At 63.5% G+C, this 18,427-nt stretch carries 15 protein-coding genes and 1 pseudogene; 5 read left to right on the top strand and 11 right to left on the bottom strand.

The window, feature by feature from the left end; translation table 11 throughout:
* Nucleotides 1-378, bottom strand: a pseudogene (acpS, locus tag V3572_RS09810) (holo-ACP synthase); the annotation flags it as partial.
* Between the two features lie 13 nt (nucleotides 379-391).
* Nucleotides 392-1,117 (bottom strand): pyridoxine 5'-phosphate synthase, encoded by a 726-nt coding sequence (locus V3572_RS09805; protein ID WP_332110815.1) that lies wholly within the window; start codon nucleotides 1,115-1,117, stop codon nucleotides 392-394.
* Nucleotides 1,118-1,404: 287 nt separating this feature from the next.
* On the opposite strand from V3572_RS09805, the gene V3572_RS09800 reads away from it, so the two are divergent.
* From V3572_RS09800 to V3572_RS09785, 4 genes are all read left to right on the top strand, one after another.
* On the top strand, nucleotides 1,405-2,742 hold the full coding sequence (locus V3572_RS09800) for a UDP-glucose dehydrogenase family protein (protein ID WP_332110814.1): 1,338 nt from the start codon (nucleotides 1,405-1,407) through the stop codon (nucleotides 2,740-2,742).
* A gap of 352 nt (nucleotides 2,743-3,094) precedes the next feature.
* Nucleotides 3,095-4,201 carry an ABC transporter substrate-binding protein gene (locus V3572_RS09795; RefSeq protein ID WP_332110813.1) on the top strand — a complete coding sequence of 369 codons (1,107 nt, stop codon included), beginning with the start codon at nucleotides 3,095-3,097 and terminating at the stop codon, nucleotides 4,199-4,201.
* Nucleotides 4,202-4,337: 136 nt separating this feature from the next.
* Entirely contained in the window at nucleotides 4,338-5,720 is a 1,383-nt protein-coding gene (locus V3572_RS09790; RefSeq protein WP_332110812.1) for a 4Fe-4S binding protein, read from the top strand.
* A gap of 99 nt (nucleotides 5,721-5,819) precedes the next feature.
* A complete protein-coding gene (locus V3572_RS09785; RefSeq protein WP_332110811.1) occupies nucleotides 5,820-7,478 on the top strand; it encodes an outer membrane homotrimeric porin in 1,659 nt (552 codons plus the stop codon).
* A 197-nt stretch (nucleotides 7,479-7,675) separates the two neighbouring features.
* Here V3572_RS09785 and V3572_RS09780 read toward each other — a convergent pair whose 3' ends face one another.
* The 5 genes from V3572_RS09780 to V3572_RS09760 all read right to left on the bottom strand — a co-directional run bounded on the left by V3572_RS09780 (nucleotide 7,676) and on the right by V3572_RS09760 (nucleotide 12,726).
* Nucleotides 7,676-7,888 carry a hypothetical protein gene (locus tag V3572_RS09780; protein ID WP_332110810.1) on the bottom strand — a complete coding sequence of 71 codons (213 nt, stop codon included), beginning with the start codon at nucleotides 7,886-7,888 and terminating at the stop codon, nucleotides 7,676-7,678.
* Between the two features lie 260 nt (nucleotides 7,889-8,148).
* A complete protein-coding gene (locus V3572_RS09775) occupies nucleotides 8,149-8,376 on the bottom strand; it encodes a hypothetical protein (protein ID WP_163300201.1) in 228 nt (75 codons plus the stop codon).
* Between the two features lie 150 nt (nucleotides 8,377-8,526).
* Nucleotides 8,527-8,928 carry a bactofilin family protein gene (locus tag V3572_RS09770; protein WP_332110809.1) on the bottom strand — a complete coding sequence of 134 codons (402 nt, stop codon included), beginning with the start codon at nucleotides 8,926-8,928 and terminating at the stop codon, nucleotides 8,527-8,529.
* A gap of 112 nt (nucleotides 8,929-9,040) precedes the next feature.
* Nucleotides 9,041-11,425, bottom strand: coding sequence for a mechanosensitive ion channel family protein (locus V3572_RS09765; protein WP_332110808.1), 2,385 nt, complete (start codon nucleotides 11,423-11,425; stop codon nucleotides 9,041-9,043).
* Between the two features lie 14 nt (nucleotides 11,426-11,439).
* The gene (locus V3572_RS09760) at nucleotides 11,440-12,726 is read right to left on the bottom strand and encodes a citrate/2-methylcitrate synthase (RefSeq protein WP_332110807.1); all 1,287 of its coding nucleotides are present in this window, start codon (nucleotides 12,724-12,726) and stop codon (nucleotides 11,440-11,442) included.
* Between the two features lie 316 nt (nucleotides 12,727-13,042).
* Here V3572_RS09760 and V3572_RS09755 point away from each other — a divergent pair, with 316 nt between their 5' ends.
* Nucleotides 13,043-14,761, top strand: coding sequence for a long-chain-fatty-acid--CoA ligase (locus V3572_RS09755; protein WP_332110806.1), 1,719 nt, complete (start codon nucleotides 13,043-13,045; stop codon nucleotides 14,759-14,761).
* A 105-nt stretch (nucleotides 14,762-14,866) separates the two neighbouring features.
* Here V3572_RS09755 and dxs read toward each other — a convergent pair whose 3' ends face one another.
* Genes dxs through V3572_RS09735 form a run of 4 tightly spaced genes read right to left on the bottom strand, consistent with a single transcriptional unit; the run spans nucleotide 14,867 to nucleotide 18,372 of the window.
* Entirely contained in the window at nucleotides 14,867-16,768 is a 1,902-nt protein-coding gene (dxs, locus tag V3572_RS09750) for a 1-deoxy-D-xylulose-5-phosphate synthase (RefSeq protein WP_332110805.1), read from the bottom strand.
* A gap of 32 nt (nucleotides 16,769-16,800) precedes the next feature.
* Nucleotides 16,801-17,700, bottom strand: a complete 900-nt coding sequence (locus tag V3572_RS09745; protein WP_332110804.1) for a polyprenyl synthetase family protein — start codon at nucleotides 17,698-17,700, stop codon at nucleotides 16,801-16,803.
* Nucleotides 17,690-17,965, bottom strand: a complete 276-nt coding sequence (gene xseB / locus V3572_RS09740; protein ID WP_332110803.1) for an exodeoxyribonuclease VII small subunit — start codon at nucleotides 17,963-17,965, stop codon at nucleotides 17,690-17,692. The genes V3572_RS09745 and xseB overlap by 11 nt, the downstream gene beginning before the upstream one ends.
* Nucleotides 17,962-18,372: an exodeoxyribonuclease VII large subunit gene (locus V3572_RS09735; RefSeq protein ID WP_332110816.1), complete on the bottom strand. Its 411-nt coding sequence runs from the start codon at nucleotides 18,370-18,372 to the stop codon at nucleotides 17,962-17,964. The genes xseB and V3572_RS09735 overlap by 4 nt, the downstream gene beginning before the upstream one ends.
* Nucleotides 18,373-18,427 lie beyond the last annotated feature (55 nt).

Genomic DNA, 18,427 nt, shown 5'->3' with positions numbered 1-18,427 from the left:
GGGGCGGCCCTTCGGCCACCACCACGGCGGCGGCCATGCCCCGGTCAGGGTCAGGCTGACGTGGAAGGCCGTGGCCCCGATCTGTCGGGCCCGGACGGCGGCCGGGCCGAAAAGGCGCAGGATCGGGCGTCCCAGGGGGTCGGGCAGCACCTCGAGGCACTGGAAGGTGATGCCGCCGACAAATCCCGTGCCCAGGGCCTTGACCGCCGCCTCCTTGGCCGAAAAGCATCCGGCCAGGGTCAGGACGGGGTCGCGGCCGGTACGGGCGGCCACTTCGCCCGGTGTCAGGATGCGTTTTGCAAAGGCCTCGCCGAAACGCTCATGGGCCTTTTGGATGCGCGAGATTTCCACCACGTCCAGGCCCAGTCCCACAATCATGCCTGCGCCCCCCTCACGAGACGAATCCGGAGACGATGTCCGCCATGCGCGAGACGGCCTCGGTGAAGCCGGTGATCACCGCCCGGGCCACGATGGCGTGGCCGATGGAATATTCATTGACCCCGGGCACCCGGGCAAAGGGCAGGATGTTCACATAATCCAGGCCATGCCCCATGTTGACCCGAAGGCCCAGCCCCCGGGCCTGATCCAGGGCGGCCAAAAGCCGGTCGAATTCGATCTGCCGGGCGGTCGGGGTCTTGGCCTCGGCGTAGGATCCGGTATGCAGCTCCACGTAGCCCGCCCCGGTCTTGGCCGCCGCCGCGATCTGGGCCGGATCGGGGTCGATGAACAGGCTGACCTCGATGCCCGCTGCGGCCAGGGGGACGATGAAGGCGGCCAGGGCGCCCTCCTGTCCGGCCACGTCCAGGCCGCCCTCGGTGGTCAGCTCCCGGCGTTTTTCCGGCACCAGGCAGACCATCTCGGGCGCGATGCACCGGGCGATGCCCCCCATCTCCTGCGTGGCGGCCATTTCCAGATGCAGCCGGGTCTTGACCGTACGGCGCAGGATTTCCACATCCCGGTCCTGAATATGCCTGCGGTCCTCGCGCAGATGGACGATGATCGCCGCCGCGCCGGAGATTTCGGCCAGGGCGGCGGCGGTGACCGGGTCGGGTTCGGCGGCCAGGCGGGCCTGCCGGATGGTGGCCACGTGATCGACATTGACGGCGAGATGCGGCATGGTATTCTCCTTGCAGATGACAACGAACCTCGTCGGCTGCGCGCCAGTGTGGCGCACGGACGGCATGACGGGCCGCCCCGGGGGAAATCCATGGGCGGCATACGTTTTTTCCGGTGTAGGCGAGGCCCGGGGGCTTGTAAAGGCCGTGCTGGCGAGTGCAATTCCTGTACATGGCGAAGCACGGATTTTTCCCTCGGCGGACATGTGCGTAACCGCATGCGCGGCGAAAATCCGTCCCAAGGCCGTTTCGGCCTGGGCATCAACCTTCGAAACAAAGAGCAAGACACATGAATCTGTGCATCGTGGGGACCGGATACGTAGGGCTGGTCAGTGCGGCCTGCTTTGCGGAAATGGGCAACGACGTCTGCTGCGTGGACATCAACCCCAGCATCGTGGAGAATCTGCGCCAGGGCGTCATTCACATCTATGAGCCGGGGTTGGAGGAGTTGGTTCGTCGCAACACCTCCGAAGGACGCCTGAAATTCACAACCAGTATCGCCGAGGGCATGGAAAACGCCCTGTTCGTGTTCATCACCGTGGGAACGCCGCCCAAAGAGGACGGCTCCTGCGACTTAAGCTACGTCTACCAGGTGGCCCGGGACATCGGGGCGGGCATGCGCGACTACAAGATCATCGTGGACAAATCCACGGTGCCCGTGGGTACGGCGGACAAGGTGCGCGAGTTGGTGAGCGAGGAACTCGGCAATCGCGGCGAGCACATCGAGTTCGATGTGGTGTCCAATCCGGAATTTCTCAAGGAAGGCGACGCGATCAACGATTTCTTCAAACCCGACCGGGTGGTGGTGGGCACGGACAACGTGCGCACGGCCGAACTTTTGAAGGCCTTGTACGGCCCCTATGCCCGCAGCCGCGACAAGCTCATCGTCATGGGCGTGCGCAGTGCGGAGATGACCAAGTATGCGGCCAACTGCATGCTGGCCACCAAGATCTCGTTCATCAACGAAATCGCCAACGTATGCGAGTTGGTGGGCGCGGACGTGCGCGAGGTGCGGGTGGGCATCGGCTCGGACCACCGCATCGGCTACCAGTTCATCTATCCCGGCATCGGCTACGGCGGGTCGTGCTTCCCCAAGGACGTCAAGGCCCTGATCGACACGGCCCGGCAGTATGGCTACGAACCCGGGGTGCTGGCCTCCGTGGATGACGCCAACGCCCGGCAAAAGCATGTGCTGTCGCGCAAGATCGAGGAGTACTTCGCCTCGCGTGGCGGGGTTGCGGGCAAGACCCTGGCCCTGTGGGGCCTGGCGTTTAAGGCCAACACCGACGATGTGCGCGACGCCTCGGCCTTCGAGATGATTCGGGATCTGACGGACAAGGGCATGAAGATCCAGGCCTTCGACCCGGTCGCCGGTCCCAACGCCCAGCGCCACTTCGCGGGGAACGATCTCCTGACCGTGGTGGACGAGCAGTACGCGGCCTTGGACGGGGCCGACGCCCTGGCGGTGGTCACGGAGTGGAACCAGTTCCGCAATCCGGATTTCCCGCGCATTGAAAAGGCCCTGGCCGAGCCCCTCGTCTTCGACGGCCGCAACCTGTATTCGCCCGAACTCATGGCCGCGTTGAACTTCGTCTACTATTGCATCGGCCGCCCGGACCCCAAATAGGGCCGAACTAAACCATACTCTACAACAAAACGCCGCCTCCGGACATTTCGGGGGCGGCGTTTTCTCATTTGAGAGGGCGCCGGAAAGCCGGGCGACGGGTCAGTGCAGCAGTGTCTGGGCCCGGTCGGTCTGGGCCGGGGACAGGTCGGCGGGAACCTTTTCCCGGCCGAGCTTTTTGCAGACCAGGTACCGGGCGCATTTCGCAGCATTGGGACAAGGATCCGCGAAATGTATTTACCCCCTTGACGGGATGTGAATATTCGATCAAAGGATTTTGAAAATAATTTTCATTTGCAAAATGAGTTGCCTACCGCCCAGAGCGGACACTCAAACCGACAAGGAGGATCACGACATGACCCAGGAGTTCACTGTACCCGGCCAGGAAGGTCCGGGCCGGGAGAAGGCCGTTTTTCGCATCAAGGGCAGCCAAAAATGCGCCCCCGAAGATGTATGCCGCAACGGGGAGCGTCGCGTTTGCCGCACGGCCCGCCTGGATATGGCCGGATACGCCATGGCGGGGGGCCTCACGTTTTTCGCGATCCTGCTCCTTGTTCTCTCGGCCAGCAGTGTTTGGGCCGCGCCGCCCCAGGCCGTAAGCAAGGTGCCCATGGTTATGGTCGGCGATCGGCTGGTCGATGCCGCGTTCAACCTCCGTGTGCTGCCTGAGGCCATGGTTGTCCGCAAGAGCCTGTGGCCCCTGGCGGATGAGATGGCCCACACCTCCCAGGTTCTCGGCTGCCCCAACAAGGTGATGAACAAGAAACCCGACACCCTGCCGTCGTTTATGAAACAGCGCGGCATGACGCGTATCCTTGTGGAGAAAAATGCCAGGCCTTGTCTGTATTTCGACCTGACATACGACAAAATAGCCGAAATCGTGAAAGATGTACCCGGCGTCAGTGTTGAATATATTGATTTCGACAAAGGCGAGGTCCCGGCCATTCAGGAACTCGCCGCATTGCTTGGCGTGCAAGAAAAAGGGGCCGCGCTGGTCACTGCCTATGAGGCCAAAGCCGCCAGGGCAAAGGAGGCGCTGCCGGAACAGGGGCTCGGCAAACGTGTGGTCGTTCTCTCGGGGGTATACTCGGAAGACGGCGGAACGAAGTTCACCCGGATCGAAGCTCCCGGAGGGTATACGGATACCTACATCCTTACGCCTCTTGGCTGCGTCAATGCCGCAGACGTCATGATCCAGGACACGAAGGACATCGACAAAGGTCATGTCACGGTCCGTGATCTTTCCTCTCTGATGAAGGCCAATCCGGACGTCATCGCCATAACCGGCGATGCCTACGCCGTGCAAAAAAATCTCAGCGACAACATCAAACGCCATCCGGAGATGGCGAAGATTCCCGCCCTAAAAAACGGCGCGGTCTACAGTCTGCCGTTCTACGCCAACAACGGGGTTCTGGAGTATCCGAACATCCTGCGGCAGTGGGCCGACGCCCTGAAGAACTGATGTCGCATTGGCACGGCTTTAAAATTGCTCGTCGGAAACGACACCACGCAAGAGGCGCTATGGAAGGCTCCCGGCCCAGGAACGGTCTGGGCCGGGGTCTGTACGGCAAGAGTGTCGCAAGCACACGGGATGTCTCATGCAAACGATAATGAAAATTATATTCAGAAGCAGGTTGTTTCCGGTCGCCGTACAAACCATGCTGCTCCTTGGCTCCGTGGCCGTGATCTGGTTTTCCATGGGGGTCGCGGCGCAGCCGGGAGTCAAGCCCAAACTCTTCGCGCAAACCCAGTTGGCCACGTTTCTCGTGTGGGGGATATGGCTTCCGCTGCTCATAGTGGTCACCGTTTTTTTCGGACGTATCTGGTGCGCGGTCTGCCCTTTGGAGCTTGTGCAAAAGACGGGAAGCCGATTTGGAAAAATGGTTTTTAAAAAAACATTCTCACTGCCGACGATATTGCGCAGTGGGATAACGGGCGTGCTCATCTATTCCGTCCTGCTGTATTCGGTCATCGCCATGCGACTCCCGCAGATACCCGGGAATCTGGCTACGCTTTTGATTTCTTTGGTTGCCTTTGCATTTCTTTCCGGAGTGTTTTTCGGCAACCGCACATTCTGCAATGCGCTGTGCCCGGCCTCCATGCTGCTTCGGGCTCTGGGTCGTCGGGGCATGATCAGGATTCGGAAAGACAGTGGCTCCCTCGGCGCACCATCCTCTGAGCCCGAACGCCATGGCGCACCAATGTGCCCAAGCCGCCTGAATCCGCGAAGGCTGAAGGATTCGTCCCCGTGCATCCTGTGTGCCCAATGCGTCAAGGCGGACCCGGCGTTGATTCCCACTGTGCGTCAAATGCCCGCGATCCCGGACGACGACTGGCAGGATTACGGATGGCCCGTCACGGTCCTGGCCTTTTTTCTCTCCGGGTTCGTCATCGAACACATGTTCCAGGTTTGGCCAACGGGAAACGCCTTTTTCATGACGCCGCCGAACGCCGCCAAGTTCGCCCTGAACCTGCAGGCCTTTTCCGGCGCCGTTGACGGCATCTGGTCCATGCTCGTGGTTCCGGGTGTCATCTGGCTTGCCGCGTGCGCCGCGTACCGGTTGACCCGGGGAGACGGCGGGTTTGGTGACGCGCTCAAAGCCTTGTCCCTGCCGGTCATGACCATCCTTACGGGTGCCCACGTCATTCTCTCCATGGAAAAGTTTTCCAAATGGAGCATCCATTTTCAGGCAGCCATCGGCAATTTCCAGGAACGCCTCGCCGCGCATCCTTTCCCTGATTTCTCTCTGATTTTCATGAGCGCCGTCGGAAAAGGGAAGCAGCCTGGGGCGATGGTGGAACCGATGTTATTTTCAAGGTCTATCATGTTTGCCGCGTCACTGCTTATGATCGTCGCATCCATGTATTCATGTATGGAAATGAAACAGAATAAGAATGGAAATGAATATGGATTGGTTGTGGCCATTGCTCTACTGTTCAGTATTTTCATCATTACACCGAAACTCACAGCTCTACTGTAGGCGTCATATCAATATTTGAGGGCTCCGAAACTGGACATGTTTCAGTTGGAAGCGTGGCATTGGCGCCGGAAATAAACCATATAAATTGGAGGAGGGAGGATGAAACGTTTGACCCTTGCCGTGGCGGCCATTTTGTTCCTGGGATGCCTCGCCAGCGCCCAGGCGGCCACCGAGGTGAAGATGACCGGTGATTTCCGTGTCTATGGCAACTGGTGGAGTGGCCGCAACTTCACCGGATGGAGAAACCAGTACAAGGAGAACATCGCCGCCGGAACCCGCACCGAAGACAACTTCGGCGTCATGCAGCGTTTCCGCCTGCGCACCGACTTCGTGGCCAACGAGGCCCTGAAGTTCCGCCTGGGCATCCGCGTGAACAACCAGTACTGGGGTCGCGGCACCCTGACCGCCGACGCCCCGGCCGTGGAGATTCAGGTCTATCAGGCCTTCCTGCAGTTCAAGTGGCCGGATACCGATATCCAGTTCACCATCGGCCAACAGCCCCTGGTCCTGCCTCAGAGCGGCTACTGGGATGGCTCCCTGCTGCACGATGGCCCGGCTGCGGCTCTGGTGGTCAAAGCCCCACTGATCCCGGACACCCTGAGCCTGCAGATCGGCTACAGCCGGTTCTACGACAACGGCCAGTGGGACGACACCACCGACCAGGTGGGCGACGAGTTGGATCTGTTCTTCCTGGCCCTGCCCATCACCCTGGACGGATTCAGCATCACCCCGTGGTCGGCCCTGGCCATCGCCGGGCGCTCCACCACATTTTCCCGAGAGACGGCCTGGAACCTGACCAGCGCCGGTTCCAACGGCATGTGGAGCTCCTCGGCGACCCAGCAGCGGGCTGCCAATCAGGCCGTGTATAACAGAGCCGTGGCCGCCGGACTTGTTCCGGCCTCCGTGAGGCCGACCTATACCCAGGCCTTCGCCCTGGCCAACCAGACCATCAGCAAAAACAAGATGTGGGAAAACAATCAGAACGCGTACTGGTGGCTCGGTGGGGCCATTGAGGTCGACGCCCTCGATCCCCTCAAGTTCTATGCCGACGTGATCTATGGCCAGGGGGCCATGGACGACCGCAGCTCCAGCCGACGCCACGGCTGGTTCATTGATGCGGCCGTCGAATACACGGGCTGGGATGTGCTGACTCCGTCCGTGTTCGGCTGGTGGAGCACCGGCGAGGACGGCGATTGGACCAACGGCAGCGAACGCATGCCGTATACCAAGTCCGGCTGGAACGGCGGGACTTCGTTTTTGTTCGACGGCGACCAGGATTTCAACGCCGACGGCAACATGTACATGAATCCCGTGGGAACCTGGGGGGTGGGCGTGTCGCTGAAGGACATTTCCTTCATCGAAAATCTGACTCATCGCCTGACCGTCGTCTACACCAGGGGCACCAACTCCTCCAAGGCCTTCCGGGCCATGAACTGGACCAACACGCTGGTCGCCGCCAACCCGACCGCCGTGTATATGACCGGCGCCTGGAACCAGGCCGCCTGGTACGGAACGAACTACTACTCTCCCAGCTACGGTTCGAACGGCCTGTTCATCATGGGCCGCGACCTGACCGTTGACGAACATGTGATCGGCGTCAGCTTCGACCATAAGTACATGATCTACCAGAATCTGGCGGCCATCATCGAGACCGGCTATGCCCACGGCTCGTTCCAGAAGAGCGTATGGGGGCCGCGCCTAGTCAACAAGGCCTCCGACGCCTGGCGCGTGGCCTTCGGTCTGCAGTACAAGTTTTAATCGTGTTTGATGGCCGGAGCCTGTATTCGCTCGAACTCATGGCCGCGTTGAACTTCGTCTACTATTGCATCGGCCTCCCGGACCCCAGATAGGCCGGAAAAACGCCATACGCCACAACAAAACGCCGCCTCAGGATACTCCGGGGGCGGCGTTTGCATGTGCATTCACGACAGGCGGCGGTTCATGGCTGCAACGCATCAGGCCATGATGGCCTGGGCCCGGTCGGTCTGGGCCGGGGACAGGTCGGCGGGAACCTTTTCCCGGCCGAGCTTTTTGCAGACCAGATATCTGGCGCATTTCGTATTGTCGCCGCGGCAGTATTTCTTTTTCATCATTTCGGCCATAGCGGGCATGTTGGCCATCTTGTCGTTGAAAAAAATACACTTGGCGATCATTTCGCAGTCGGCCATATGTTACCTCCAGGCTTCCAGATTTGTGAAATAAATAACACGATAAAAAGAGCTGTGCAAGGAGGAAGAGAAGAAAATGGTTCATCATCGGTACGAGGATCGTGTATGGGTGCTTCTATTGTCTATGAAATGAGTATGAATTTGTGTGGCTGCGTCGCGCATGCAGAACACGGTGCGCGGGCGTCACGCCCCAGACGGCGGCGGAAGGAAGGCGGCAAAAAGCTGCGGAAGGTGCGGGGATGGTGATGCGGTCGGCTGGATCAGCGGCCGGGTTCCAGGGTGCGCAGGCAGGTGCGCAGCATCAGTTCCCGCAGGATGACCCGTTCGTACTCCACATGGCCGCCCTCGGGAATCTGGTCCTCGACGTCGGCCAGGGCCCGTTCTACGAACTGGGTCTCCTCCCAGAAATCCAGGAGCTCGTCGTCGGCTAAGCCCTTTATCTGGTCTTCCAGGGGGAAATGCTCGGCATCAAGATAGAATCGGCCCATGGAGCGTCCTTCGGTGTGGCGTCCGGCGCACGGCGGCGGCCGGAGCGTGGCGGCGTCCGGGAAGGGAAAGCAGCGGAGCGCGCCGTGGTGATGGCCCCATGTAGCGGGTGTTTCCAAAATGCGCAAGCGCCGGGAGACGGCCGGGCCGGATCACTGTCCCGAATCCCCGGTTTGCTGCGGTATCGGGGTGCGGGGTTCGTATTCCATGCTCATCATGCCGTTTATGATCGCCCCCTCTTCGATGACGATGGACGGGGCGCAGATGTTGCCTTCCATGTGGGCGGTCTTGTTGAGCGTCACCCGGATCGAGGCCTCCACGTCGCCCGTGATGCGTCCGTTGGAGATGAGCGTGCCGACCCGGATGCGCCCTTCCACGAATCCCTCCTCGCCGAGCACCAAGGTGCCGTCGGAGGTGATGTCGCCGTTGACCCCGCCGTCGATGCGCACGGTGCCCTGGAAGTCGAACTGGCCGTTGTACTGGGTTCCGGCCCCCAGAAACGCGGTGATTTCGTCGTGGCGGATGGCTTTTTTCCGCGAGGATCGTCCAAACATGTTTCGGCCTCGTTGCAAGTGGGATGAAGCGGAACTGATCCTAGCCGACTCTTGCGGCAAAGGGAACCCATGTCCATGCGTCAGGAAAAACGGACGCAACGGCCGGGATGGATCAATCCGGCGTCGGCTCCAGGCCGGGATATCCGGCGCCCCCGGGCTTTTGTCCGTCTCCCGGTTCGGAAACCACCCGGATCTCCCGCTGGGGGAAGGGGATGGAGATGCCCTCTTCCCGAAAAATGCGGTCGATGAGAAAGCGTATTTCCGAGGCCGTGGACACGCCGTGGCCGACATCGGCGACCCAGAACATGAGCTTGAAGTCCAGGGAGCTTTCCCCGAAATTAATAAACTGCACCAGGGGAGCGGGGTCAGACAGCACCCGGGGGTGCTCGGCGGCCGCCCGGAAAAGCAGTTCCCGGACCTTTTCCGTGTCCGATCCGTAGGCCACGCCCACGGTCACCTCACGGCGCACCCGGGCGTCCTTGTGGGTCCAGTTGACGATCTGGCCGGTGATCAGGTCGGAGTTGGGCACGAAGATGGTGGCGTTGTCGAAGGTCTGGACCACGGTGTTGCGGATGTTCACCTTTTTGACCTGGCACCAGGTCTCGCCGAGCTGGATGGTGTCCCCGGCCTGGATGGAGCGGCCGAAAAGCAGGATCAGCCCGGAGATGAAGTTGTTGACGATGTTTTGCAGCCCAAAGCCGATGCCCACGCTCAAACCGCCGGCCACCACCGCCAGACTGGTGAAGTTCGCGCCCAGAAGAAAAAGCCCGGTCAGAACGTAAAGGCCCCAGGCCACATAGGTGGCTGAAACGGACAGCACGTCCAGGATGCCCTGGTCCCATTCCGGGCGAAGCCGGGCCGCCTCGGGCAGAAAGGACTTGAAGGCGGCCACGGCCGTGCGCGCCACATGGAAGCCCACCACCAAAAGGGCCAGCCGGCCGACGGAAAGTCCGATGTCCCGGTAGCCGACCTTGAAGTCGAGGATGTCGAAAAAGACCGTGCGCCCGCCAAGCTGGGTGCAAAACCAGTACAAGGCCAGAAAAAAAAGCCCCAGATGGATCAGGGGGGCCACCAGGCCGCCCACGACGCCACGGGCGAACAGGGACACGCCCGCCGCTTCGGCCCGGCCCAACCAGCGGGTGATGAGGCGACCGAGGCGCAGGCTGCATTGCAAAAAGGCCAGGGCCAAAAACCATCCGGAAATCACCAGATGCGACAGGTTGGCGTAGCCCACCACGGCGGCCAGGGCCAAAAGGGTGAATAGCCACCTGTCGGCCGTGGTCAGAAGCGCGATCAGGTCGGGGGTGTCGTCCCTCAGGGGGCGGCGGGCGACGGAGGCGGCCGAAAAAAGGAGCAGCGCCGTCCAGATGAGTTCGGAGTAGGGGCTGGGCAGCCCCAGCACCCGCAGCGCCAGACCGCAGGCGAACAGGAAAAACAGGTGGCGCAGGGGGTTTGGCGCGTCGTCGGCCCCGGGCTCGCCCAGAAAGACGGCCAGGAACCGGGAGACGGACAACAGGGCGGCGGCGAAAAAGATCTCGGCTGCAACGCTTAAGCCCTCGAACAACAGAAACGGCGAGGCCGCCGCCGCCCAGGCAAAGGCCAGCCCAAGTCCGGTGAATCGCAACACCCCGCGCAGTTTGAGCACCCCCGTCAACCCCGGGAAGCGCCGGATGATGCGCGCCGACAGCACTGATGCGGCCAAAAGCGCCACCAGGGCCAGGGCCGCCGGTTTGGCCAGCCCGTCCCAGGGGGACGTGTTTTGCTCCCCGGAGAAAAAGGAGCGGTAGGTTCCAAGGGAGGACAGCCACAGCTCCATCTTGAGCCCGGGTTCGGCCCAGGCGCTCGGGCCCAGCACGCTCGGCGCGGGATTGAGAAAAAAATCCTTCCAGGCCCCGGAGAAGCGTTCCCGGACGTTTTTCTCCATCTCCGCGATCCCGGTCTGAAGCCGCGTGGCCGGGCCAAGCTCGCGGTCCAGGGAACCCTTGACCCGGGTCAGGGCCTTTTTCACCCCGGCCACGTAGCGCTGGTAGTAGTCGATGGCCTGCCCCACCTCGCCTTCGGGCTTGTCCGCCGACTGCCGGGAAAACTCGCCTTCAAGGGTCTCGATCTGCTCGAAGATGCGGCCAAGCTCCTCGGTGGTGGCCCGAAACGGCTCCACCAGGGCGTCCCCCTGGCCGCGCAGGCGATCCAGGCCGTGCAGCACGGCCCGAAGCTCCCAGGGGTTTCCCGAGGTCAGGGAGGTGATCACCGTCAACTGGTCGCGCAGGGATTCCAATGCCCCAAGTTCGCTCCGGAAGTCGCGCAGCACACGGGGAAGCATCGTCTCCATGGACTTGAAGCGTGAGGCCTGGAGGATGAGCGCCTCCTGGTTTTTGCGCAAAACCAGTTTCCAGTCGTCGCCGTCTGCGGTCTGGGCCGTCACGGGACGAGGGGAGGCCGCCAGCAGGGCGAAGACCACGAAAAGGGCGGCGAAAAGGGGGCGGACGTGCCGGTGCATGGTCACGGGTCGGGCTACCGTTTGTCCATGGGCGTGTAGTCCCGCTGGTTGTTGCCAGTGTAGACCTGCCTGGGGCGGTGGATCTTCATCTCCGTGTCCTTCCATTCCTCGTGCCAGTGGGCGATGAAGCCGGGCATGTTGCCGATGGCGATCATCACTGGAAACATGGGCACGGGGATGTTGATGGCTTTGAGCAGCAGCCCGGAATAGAAATTGACGTTGGGGAAAAGCCGCCGTTCGAGGAAAAAGTCGTCGGAAAGGGCCTGGCCTTCGATGTCCAGGGCGATGTTGAACAGGGGGTCGCGCCGGGCCATGCCTGCGCTTAAGAGGTTCTCATAGGCCTTGCGGATGAGCAGAGCCCGGGGATCGTAGCACTTGTAGACCCGCTGCCCGAAGCCCATCAGCCGCCGTCGTCCGGCCTTGACCTCCTCCAGAAGCTCCGGCGTCGTGATGCGGCCGCCGCGCACCTCTTCGAGCATCTCCATGACCCCGACCCCGGCTCCGCCGTGCAGCCGCCCCCACAGGGCGCAGATGGCGGCCGAGATGGAGGCGAACAGGTTGGCCTGGGACGAGCCGACCATGCGCACCGTGGCGCAGGAGGTGTCCAGGCCGTGGTCGGCATGGGCGATGAAAAAAAGCGACAGGGCCCGCACGATGGGCGCAGGCGGCTCGTAGAGCCGAAACGGCACGGAGAACATCATGTGCAGGAAGTTGCGGCAATAGTCCATGTGCGGGTTGGGATACATCAGCGGCAGCCCGTCGGCCGTGCGGAAGCTGAAGGCCGCGATGGTGCGCACCTTGCTCATGATCTTGGCCGCCGCCAGGCGGTATTCGGCGTCGGTGCGGATGTTGAGAAGCTCCGGATAATAGCTGCCCAGGGCGTTGATCATGGCCGAGAGGATGGCCATGGGCTGCCCCAGCGGCGGAAAGCCGTCCAGGTGTTTGAGAAGGCCCTCGTGCAACAATTCCTGGTCGCGCAGCATGCCCCGAAATTCCGCCAGCTCGTCCCGGGCCGGAAGCTCCCCGAACATGAGCAGCATGGCCGTTTCCACGAACGAGGCCCGTTCGGCCAGTTGCTCCAGGGGATAGCCCCGGTAGCGCAGGAGGCCGCGTTCGCCGTCGATGTGGGTGATGCTCGACTTGCAGGCCCCGGTGTTGGCGAAACCCGGATCGAAGGTGATCCAGCCGGTTTTGGCGCGCAGGGAGGTGACGTCGATGCCGCAGTCGCCTTCGGTGCTGCGGATAAGCGGCAGATCGACGGTCTTGCCGTCGTAGGAGAGGGTGGCCAGGGGCTCTTTCATCGTGGGTGCATCCTGTGGGCATGGAGTGAAAACAACAATAATTCTATGCCATGCCGTGCATATTGTCCACTCGCCGGGTGTCGCGCTGTGGCGGGAACGCGCCCCGGACGGGGCCTGGAGCGCATCTGGCGGCCGGAATCCGAGGCCTTCGGGTGCGCCAGCCATGGTCTGGAGCCGCCGAAAGCGGGGCGCCCCGGGAGGCGTTTTCCGTCCCGGGCGGCATGGGCCTGTTGCGCGCCGGGCCCCGGGCGTTTACATACCCCCTGTTGATCCACCCGCGTCCACATCGCCACCGCCCAAAGGAGCGCAACCGCCCATGCCGACCACGCCAGATCACGACGCCACTGAGGCCTACGTCTTCCCCCCCTTGCCGCTGGAAGGCCTCGACGCGCCCCTTTTTTCCCATCTGGACCGGGCCGCCGCCGAGCATCCCAAGCGCACGGCCATCCTTTTCCACAACGCCCGGGTCTCCTACGCCAAGCTTCTGCGCCTGGCCGAGACCGGGGCGGCGGCCCTGCGCCAGGCGGGGCTCAAAAAGGGCGACCGGGTGGCGGTCATGCTTCCCAACTCCCCCCAGGCCATCATCACCTACTTCGCCGTGCTCAAGGCCGGGGGGGTGTGCGTCATGGTCAACCCCCTGTACATGGACTTCGAACTGCGCCATCAGCTGGCCGACAGCGGCGCGAAGATGCTGGTCATCCTGGATCTCTTATGGGCCAGGCATCGCACGCTGGTGCGCGAACTCGGGCTGTCCCGGGTCTTCGTCACCCGCTTAAGCGACGGCCTGCGGTTCCCCTTGAACTTCCTTTTCTACCTGAAGATGCGCCGGGAGGGGAAACGGCCGCCCATCGGCGTGGACAACTGCACGGTCTTTGCCTGGCGGACTCTTTTTACGGGCAAGGCCCGCGTCAGCGCCACGGACCTCGATCCCGGCGTCGATCTGGCCGTGTTGCAATATACCGGCGGCACCACGGGGCAGGCCAAGGGGGCCATGCTCACCCACAGAAATCTCATGGCCAACGTGCGGCAGTGCCACACGGTGCTGCGTGAGGTGGGGATCACTTCCGAGGTGTTTTTGGGGCTTTTGCCCTATTTCCATATCTACGGGCTCACCGTGTGCGTCAATTTCGCCGTGGCCTGCGCCGCGACCATGGTCCCCCTCGCCCGGTTCATCCCGGCCCAGACCATAAAAATCATCGCCAAGACGCGGCCCACCATCTTTCCCGGCGCGCCAGCGGTCTATGCCGCGCTTTTGCGCCAAAAGGACGCGGCCAGGGAGACCCTGGGCAGCATCCGCTACTGCGTGTCCGGCTCGGCCCCCATGTCCGCAGAGCTCTTCGAGCGGTTCACGGCCGCAACCGGGGCCAAGATCCTGGAGGGCTACGGCCTGACCGAGGCCTCGCCCATCACCCACGTCAATCCCCTGGAGGCCCGGCGCAAGCCCGGCTCCATCGGCCTGCCCTTTCCCGGCGCCGAGGCCCGAATCGTGGACATGGAGACCGGGACCATGGAGCTTGGGACCGGGGAGCAGGGGGAACTGGCCGTGCGGGGGCCGCAGGTCATGGCCGGATACTGGAACCGGCCCGAGGACACGGCGCAGGTGTTGCGGGACGGCTGGCTGTTGACCGGAGATGTGGCCATTCGGGACGAGCAGGGCTATTATTTCATCCTGGATCGCAAAAAAGACCTCATCCTGTGCGGCGGCTTCAACGTCTATCCCAGGGAGATCGAGGAGGCGCTCATGCACCATCCGGCGGTCAAGGAGGCCTGCGCCGTGGGGGTGACCCATCCCTCCCGGGGCGAGGCGGTGAAGGTCTATGTGGTGGCTGAACCGGAACAAAACCCGTCCAAGGCCGAACTCCTAGCCTATCTGCGGGAGCGTCTGGCTGGCTACAAGGTGCCGAAATACTTGGAGTTTCGCGAGGAGCTGCCAAAGACCGCAGTGGGCAAGATGCTGCGCCGGGTGCTGCGCGACGAGGGGGGCGCGACGGCCTCCGGGAATTCCGGGTCAGGCGGGGACGACCGGAAATCCTGACGTCGTCGGCTGACGATCGGCCCGAGACCGTGACGGGATTCCAAAGGGTGAAACCCTTTGGCCGCCGGAGGCCTCTCCACGACCGCCTCACCTTCGAGAGGGGACTCAGCCCGCGAGTTCCGACAGCGCCTTTTCGATGCCTGCGGCATCGAGGCCGAGCGTTTCCCGCAGGGTCTTTTGCGGCCCCTGGGTGACGAAGGCGTCGGGCAGCCCCAGGCGTTTGACCGTCAACCCGGCCAGGGCGTCCCGGTCGGCCAGAAACTCCAGGACCGCCGAGCCAAATCCCCCGGCCAGGGCGTTTTCCTCCACCACCAGCAGCTTTTTGCACGTCACGACAAGCTCCAGAATTTCCGTTTCCGGCAGGGGCTTGATGAACCGGGCATTGAGCACGGCCACGGTCTTCCCCGTGGCGGCGCAGTAAGCCTTGGCGGCGACCAGGCAGGGATGGACCCGGCTGCCGATGGCGATGACGGCCGCGTCGGTCCCCTGGCGCACCAACTCCCCCTGGCCGAGGGGAATGGACGCCGGGCGCAGGTCCGGCTTGGCCCCGACCCCCACGCCGCGCGGGTAGCGGATGGCCGCCGGGCCGTCGTGGGCCAGGGCCGTGATGAGCATGCGGGCAAGCTCGGCCTCGTCTTTGGGGGCCATGAGCACCAGGTTCGGGATGTGGCGCAGGTACGACAGGTCGAAGGCCCCATGGTGAGTGGGGCCGTCCTCGCCCACCAGCCCCCCCCGGTCCAGGCAAAAGGTCACGGGCAGGTTTTGCAGGCACACGTCGTGGACGATCTGATCATAAGAACGCTGCATAAACGTGGAATAGATGGCCACTACGGGGCGGTAGCCCTGGGTGGCCAGACCGGCGGCGAAGGTCACGGCGTGCTGCTCGCAGATGCCCACGTCCACGAACTGTTCGGGCAGTTTTTCGGCGAAGGCTGAAAGCCCCGTGCCCTCGGGCATGGCGGCGGTGATGGCGATGATGCGGGGGTCGGTGCGGGCCTTCTGGAAGAGGGTGTTGCCGAAGACCTCGGTGTAGGTGGCCGGGGCGGCCGTGGGCCCGGCCTCGGACAGTCCGGTCTCGGGCTCGAAGCAGCCCACGCCGTGGAAATAGGTGGGGTTGGACTCGGCCGGGACGTAGCCCTTGCCCTTTTTGGTGAGCACGTGGACCAACACCGGGCCGTCGATGTTTTTGATCTCCTCGAAGACCTGGCTCATGCGCTCCACGTCGTGGCCGTCGATGGGCCCCAGATAGTTGAAGCGGAAGGCCTCAAAAAGCATCCCCGGGGTGAAAAAGCTTTTAAACGACTCCTCGCCCCGGCGCACGTAGCCCATGAGATCCTGGCCGTAGGGCAGGGACTTGATCCAGCCCTCCATGTCCTTTTTCAGGCGCAGCACCCAGCGGTGGGACAGCTTGCGGCTTAAAAAGAGCGACAAGGCCCCCACGTTTTTGGCGATGGACATCTCGTTGTCGTTTAAGACCACGATCAGTCTGCCGCCCCAACCCCCGGCCTGGTTTAAGCCCTCGTAGGCCAGCCCTGCGGTCATGGAGCCGTCGCCGATGACCGAGATGACGTGGTGGTCCTTTTTGTCCAGATCCCGGGCCATGGCCATGCCCAGGGCGGCGGAGATGGAGGTGCTGGAATGGCCCACCCCGAAGTGGTCGTAGGGGCTTTCGCTACGTTTGGGAAAGCCGCTTATGCCGCCGAAGGTGCGCAGCGTGTGGAACGACTCCAGGCGTCCGGTGAGGATCTTGTAGGCGTAGGCCTGATGCCCCACGTCCCACACGATTTTGTCCTTGGCCGGATTGAAGGCCCGCAAAAGGGCCAGGGTCAGCTCCACCACCCCCAGGGACGGGGCCAGGTGCCCGCCGTTCATGGACACGGTGGAGATGATGACCTGGCGGATTTCCCGGGCCAGGCAGGCCATGTCTTCGGGGGAAAGCGCGGCCACCTTCCCGGGGTCGGCAAGGGTGGTCAGTATCCGAAGCGATTGCTGTTCAAAGTCCGACATCATGTCTCCCGGCGCGATACGCCAATCCAGTGCTACGAAACGCGGGTCACCACATAGCGGGCCAGTTCGCCCAGAAACCGCGCCGACTCCCCGTCGTAAACCGATACCGCGCGCACCGCCGCATCCGCCTCGGCCAGGGCCATCTCCCGGCTGCGGTCAAGCCCCGCCAGGGAGGGAAAGGTGGTTTTGCCCATGGCCTGGTCGCTGCCCACGGGTTTGCCGATGGCGGATTCGTCGCCCACCACGTCCAGGATGTCGTCGGCGATCTGGAAGGCCGCGCCCAGGCTTTGGCCGTAGCGGGCGGCCCGGTCCACGTCGTCCGGCGGGGCCTGGGCCAGGATGGCCCCGCACACGCAGGCGGCCCGGATCAGCGCCCCGGTTTTTTTGGCCTGCATGCCCGCCACCTGGGCCAGAGTCACGCCGGAAACGGCGGTATAGTCCATGTCCAGCATCTGGCCGCCCACCATCCCAGCGCTTCCGGCGGCGAAGGCGGCCTCGGCCAGGGCCGTGAGCACCGCTTTTTCCGGGACCGCCGGGGCCGTCTCGGCCATGACCCCGAAGGCCTCGGTCAACAGGGCGTCCCCGGCCAGGATGGCCTGGGCCTCGCCGTAGGCCTTGTGGCAGGAGGCCCGCCCCCGGCGCAGGTCGTCGTCGTCCATGGCCGGCAGATCGTCGTGGATGAGCGAATAGGTATGGATCAGCTCGAAGGCGGCGGCGAACGGCAGAACCTTTCTGGGCAGCAGGCCGTGCAGCTCGGCGAAGGCCAGGCACAGGGCCGGACGCAGCCGTTTGCCCCCGGCCAGCAGGCTGTATTCCATGGGGGCGATCAGGGTCTCGGGGGTTCCAGCCTCGCGCAGCCGCCTGCCGAAGCGGTCGCGCAGATAGTCGGCGGTCAAGGCGGCATAGGCCGCCAGTCTGTCTTTAACCCACATCCGCGTCGCCTCCCGGCCCTTCCGGGGCGTCCTCGACCCCGGGCTCGACGGCAAAGGGCGTAACACCGCCCTGGGGGCCGCCCATGGCCAGGGAAATCTCCATCTTGGCGTCGTCGAGCCGCTTGCGGCAGGACGCGGCCAGGGCCATGCCTTCCTTGAAAAGGGTCACGCCCTTGTCCAGGGGCGCGTCCCCGGATTCCAGCCTGGCCACCACGGCCTCCAGGCGCTCCAGGGTCTTTTCGAACGATTCCTGCCTGACGCTCATCTCCGGCCTCCCCCGCGCTCCGGTTCCCGGGCGGGACACGGTGCGGCGCCGTCCGCCGCCTCCGTCACCTCGGCCCGGATCGTTCCCTCATACACCATGACCTCTATCTTGTCGCCTTTTGCCGCGTCCACGGCCCGGCGCAGGAATTTGCCCGTGCGGATAAGGGTGGTCAGGCTGTAGCCCCGGGCCAGGGGGGCCATGGGGTCGAGCCCGGCCAGCCGCAGTTCGGCGTCCCGCAGGGCGCGTTCCCTGTCCCGGACGATCCGCTCCATGGCGGCCTCCAGGCGTTGCGACAGCCGGGCCGTCCGGTCCCGGGCGAGATCCGCATCCAGCCTGCCGCCCGGGCCCACGGTTCGGTCCAGGCGGTCCCGCAGCCGTGCAAGCCGACGCCCGGCATCCTCGGCCAGGGCGGTTCAACAGGAGCTGGCCAAGGCCAAAAAGAATGCGGCCGAGCTCAACGAC

Source organism: Desulfolutivibrio sp. (genome assembly GCF_036584575.1).
GTDB lineage: Bacteria > Desulfobacterota > Desulfovibrionia > Desulfovibrionales > Desulfovibrionaceae > Desulfolutivibrio.
Note: the sequence above shows the minus strand (reverse complement) of the source record. Positions and strands in the feature narration are given on the sequence as shown.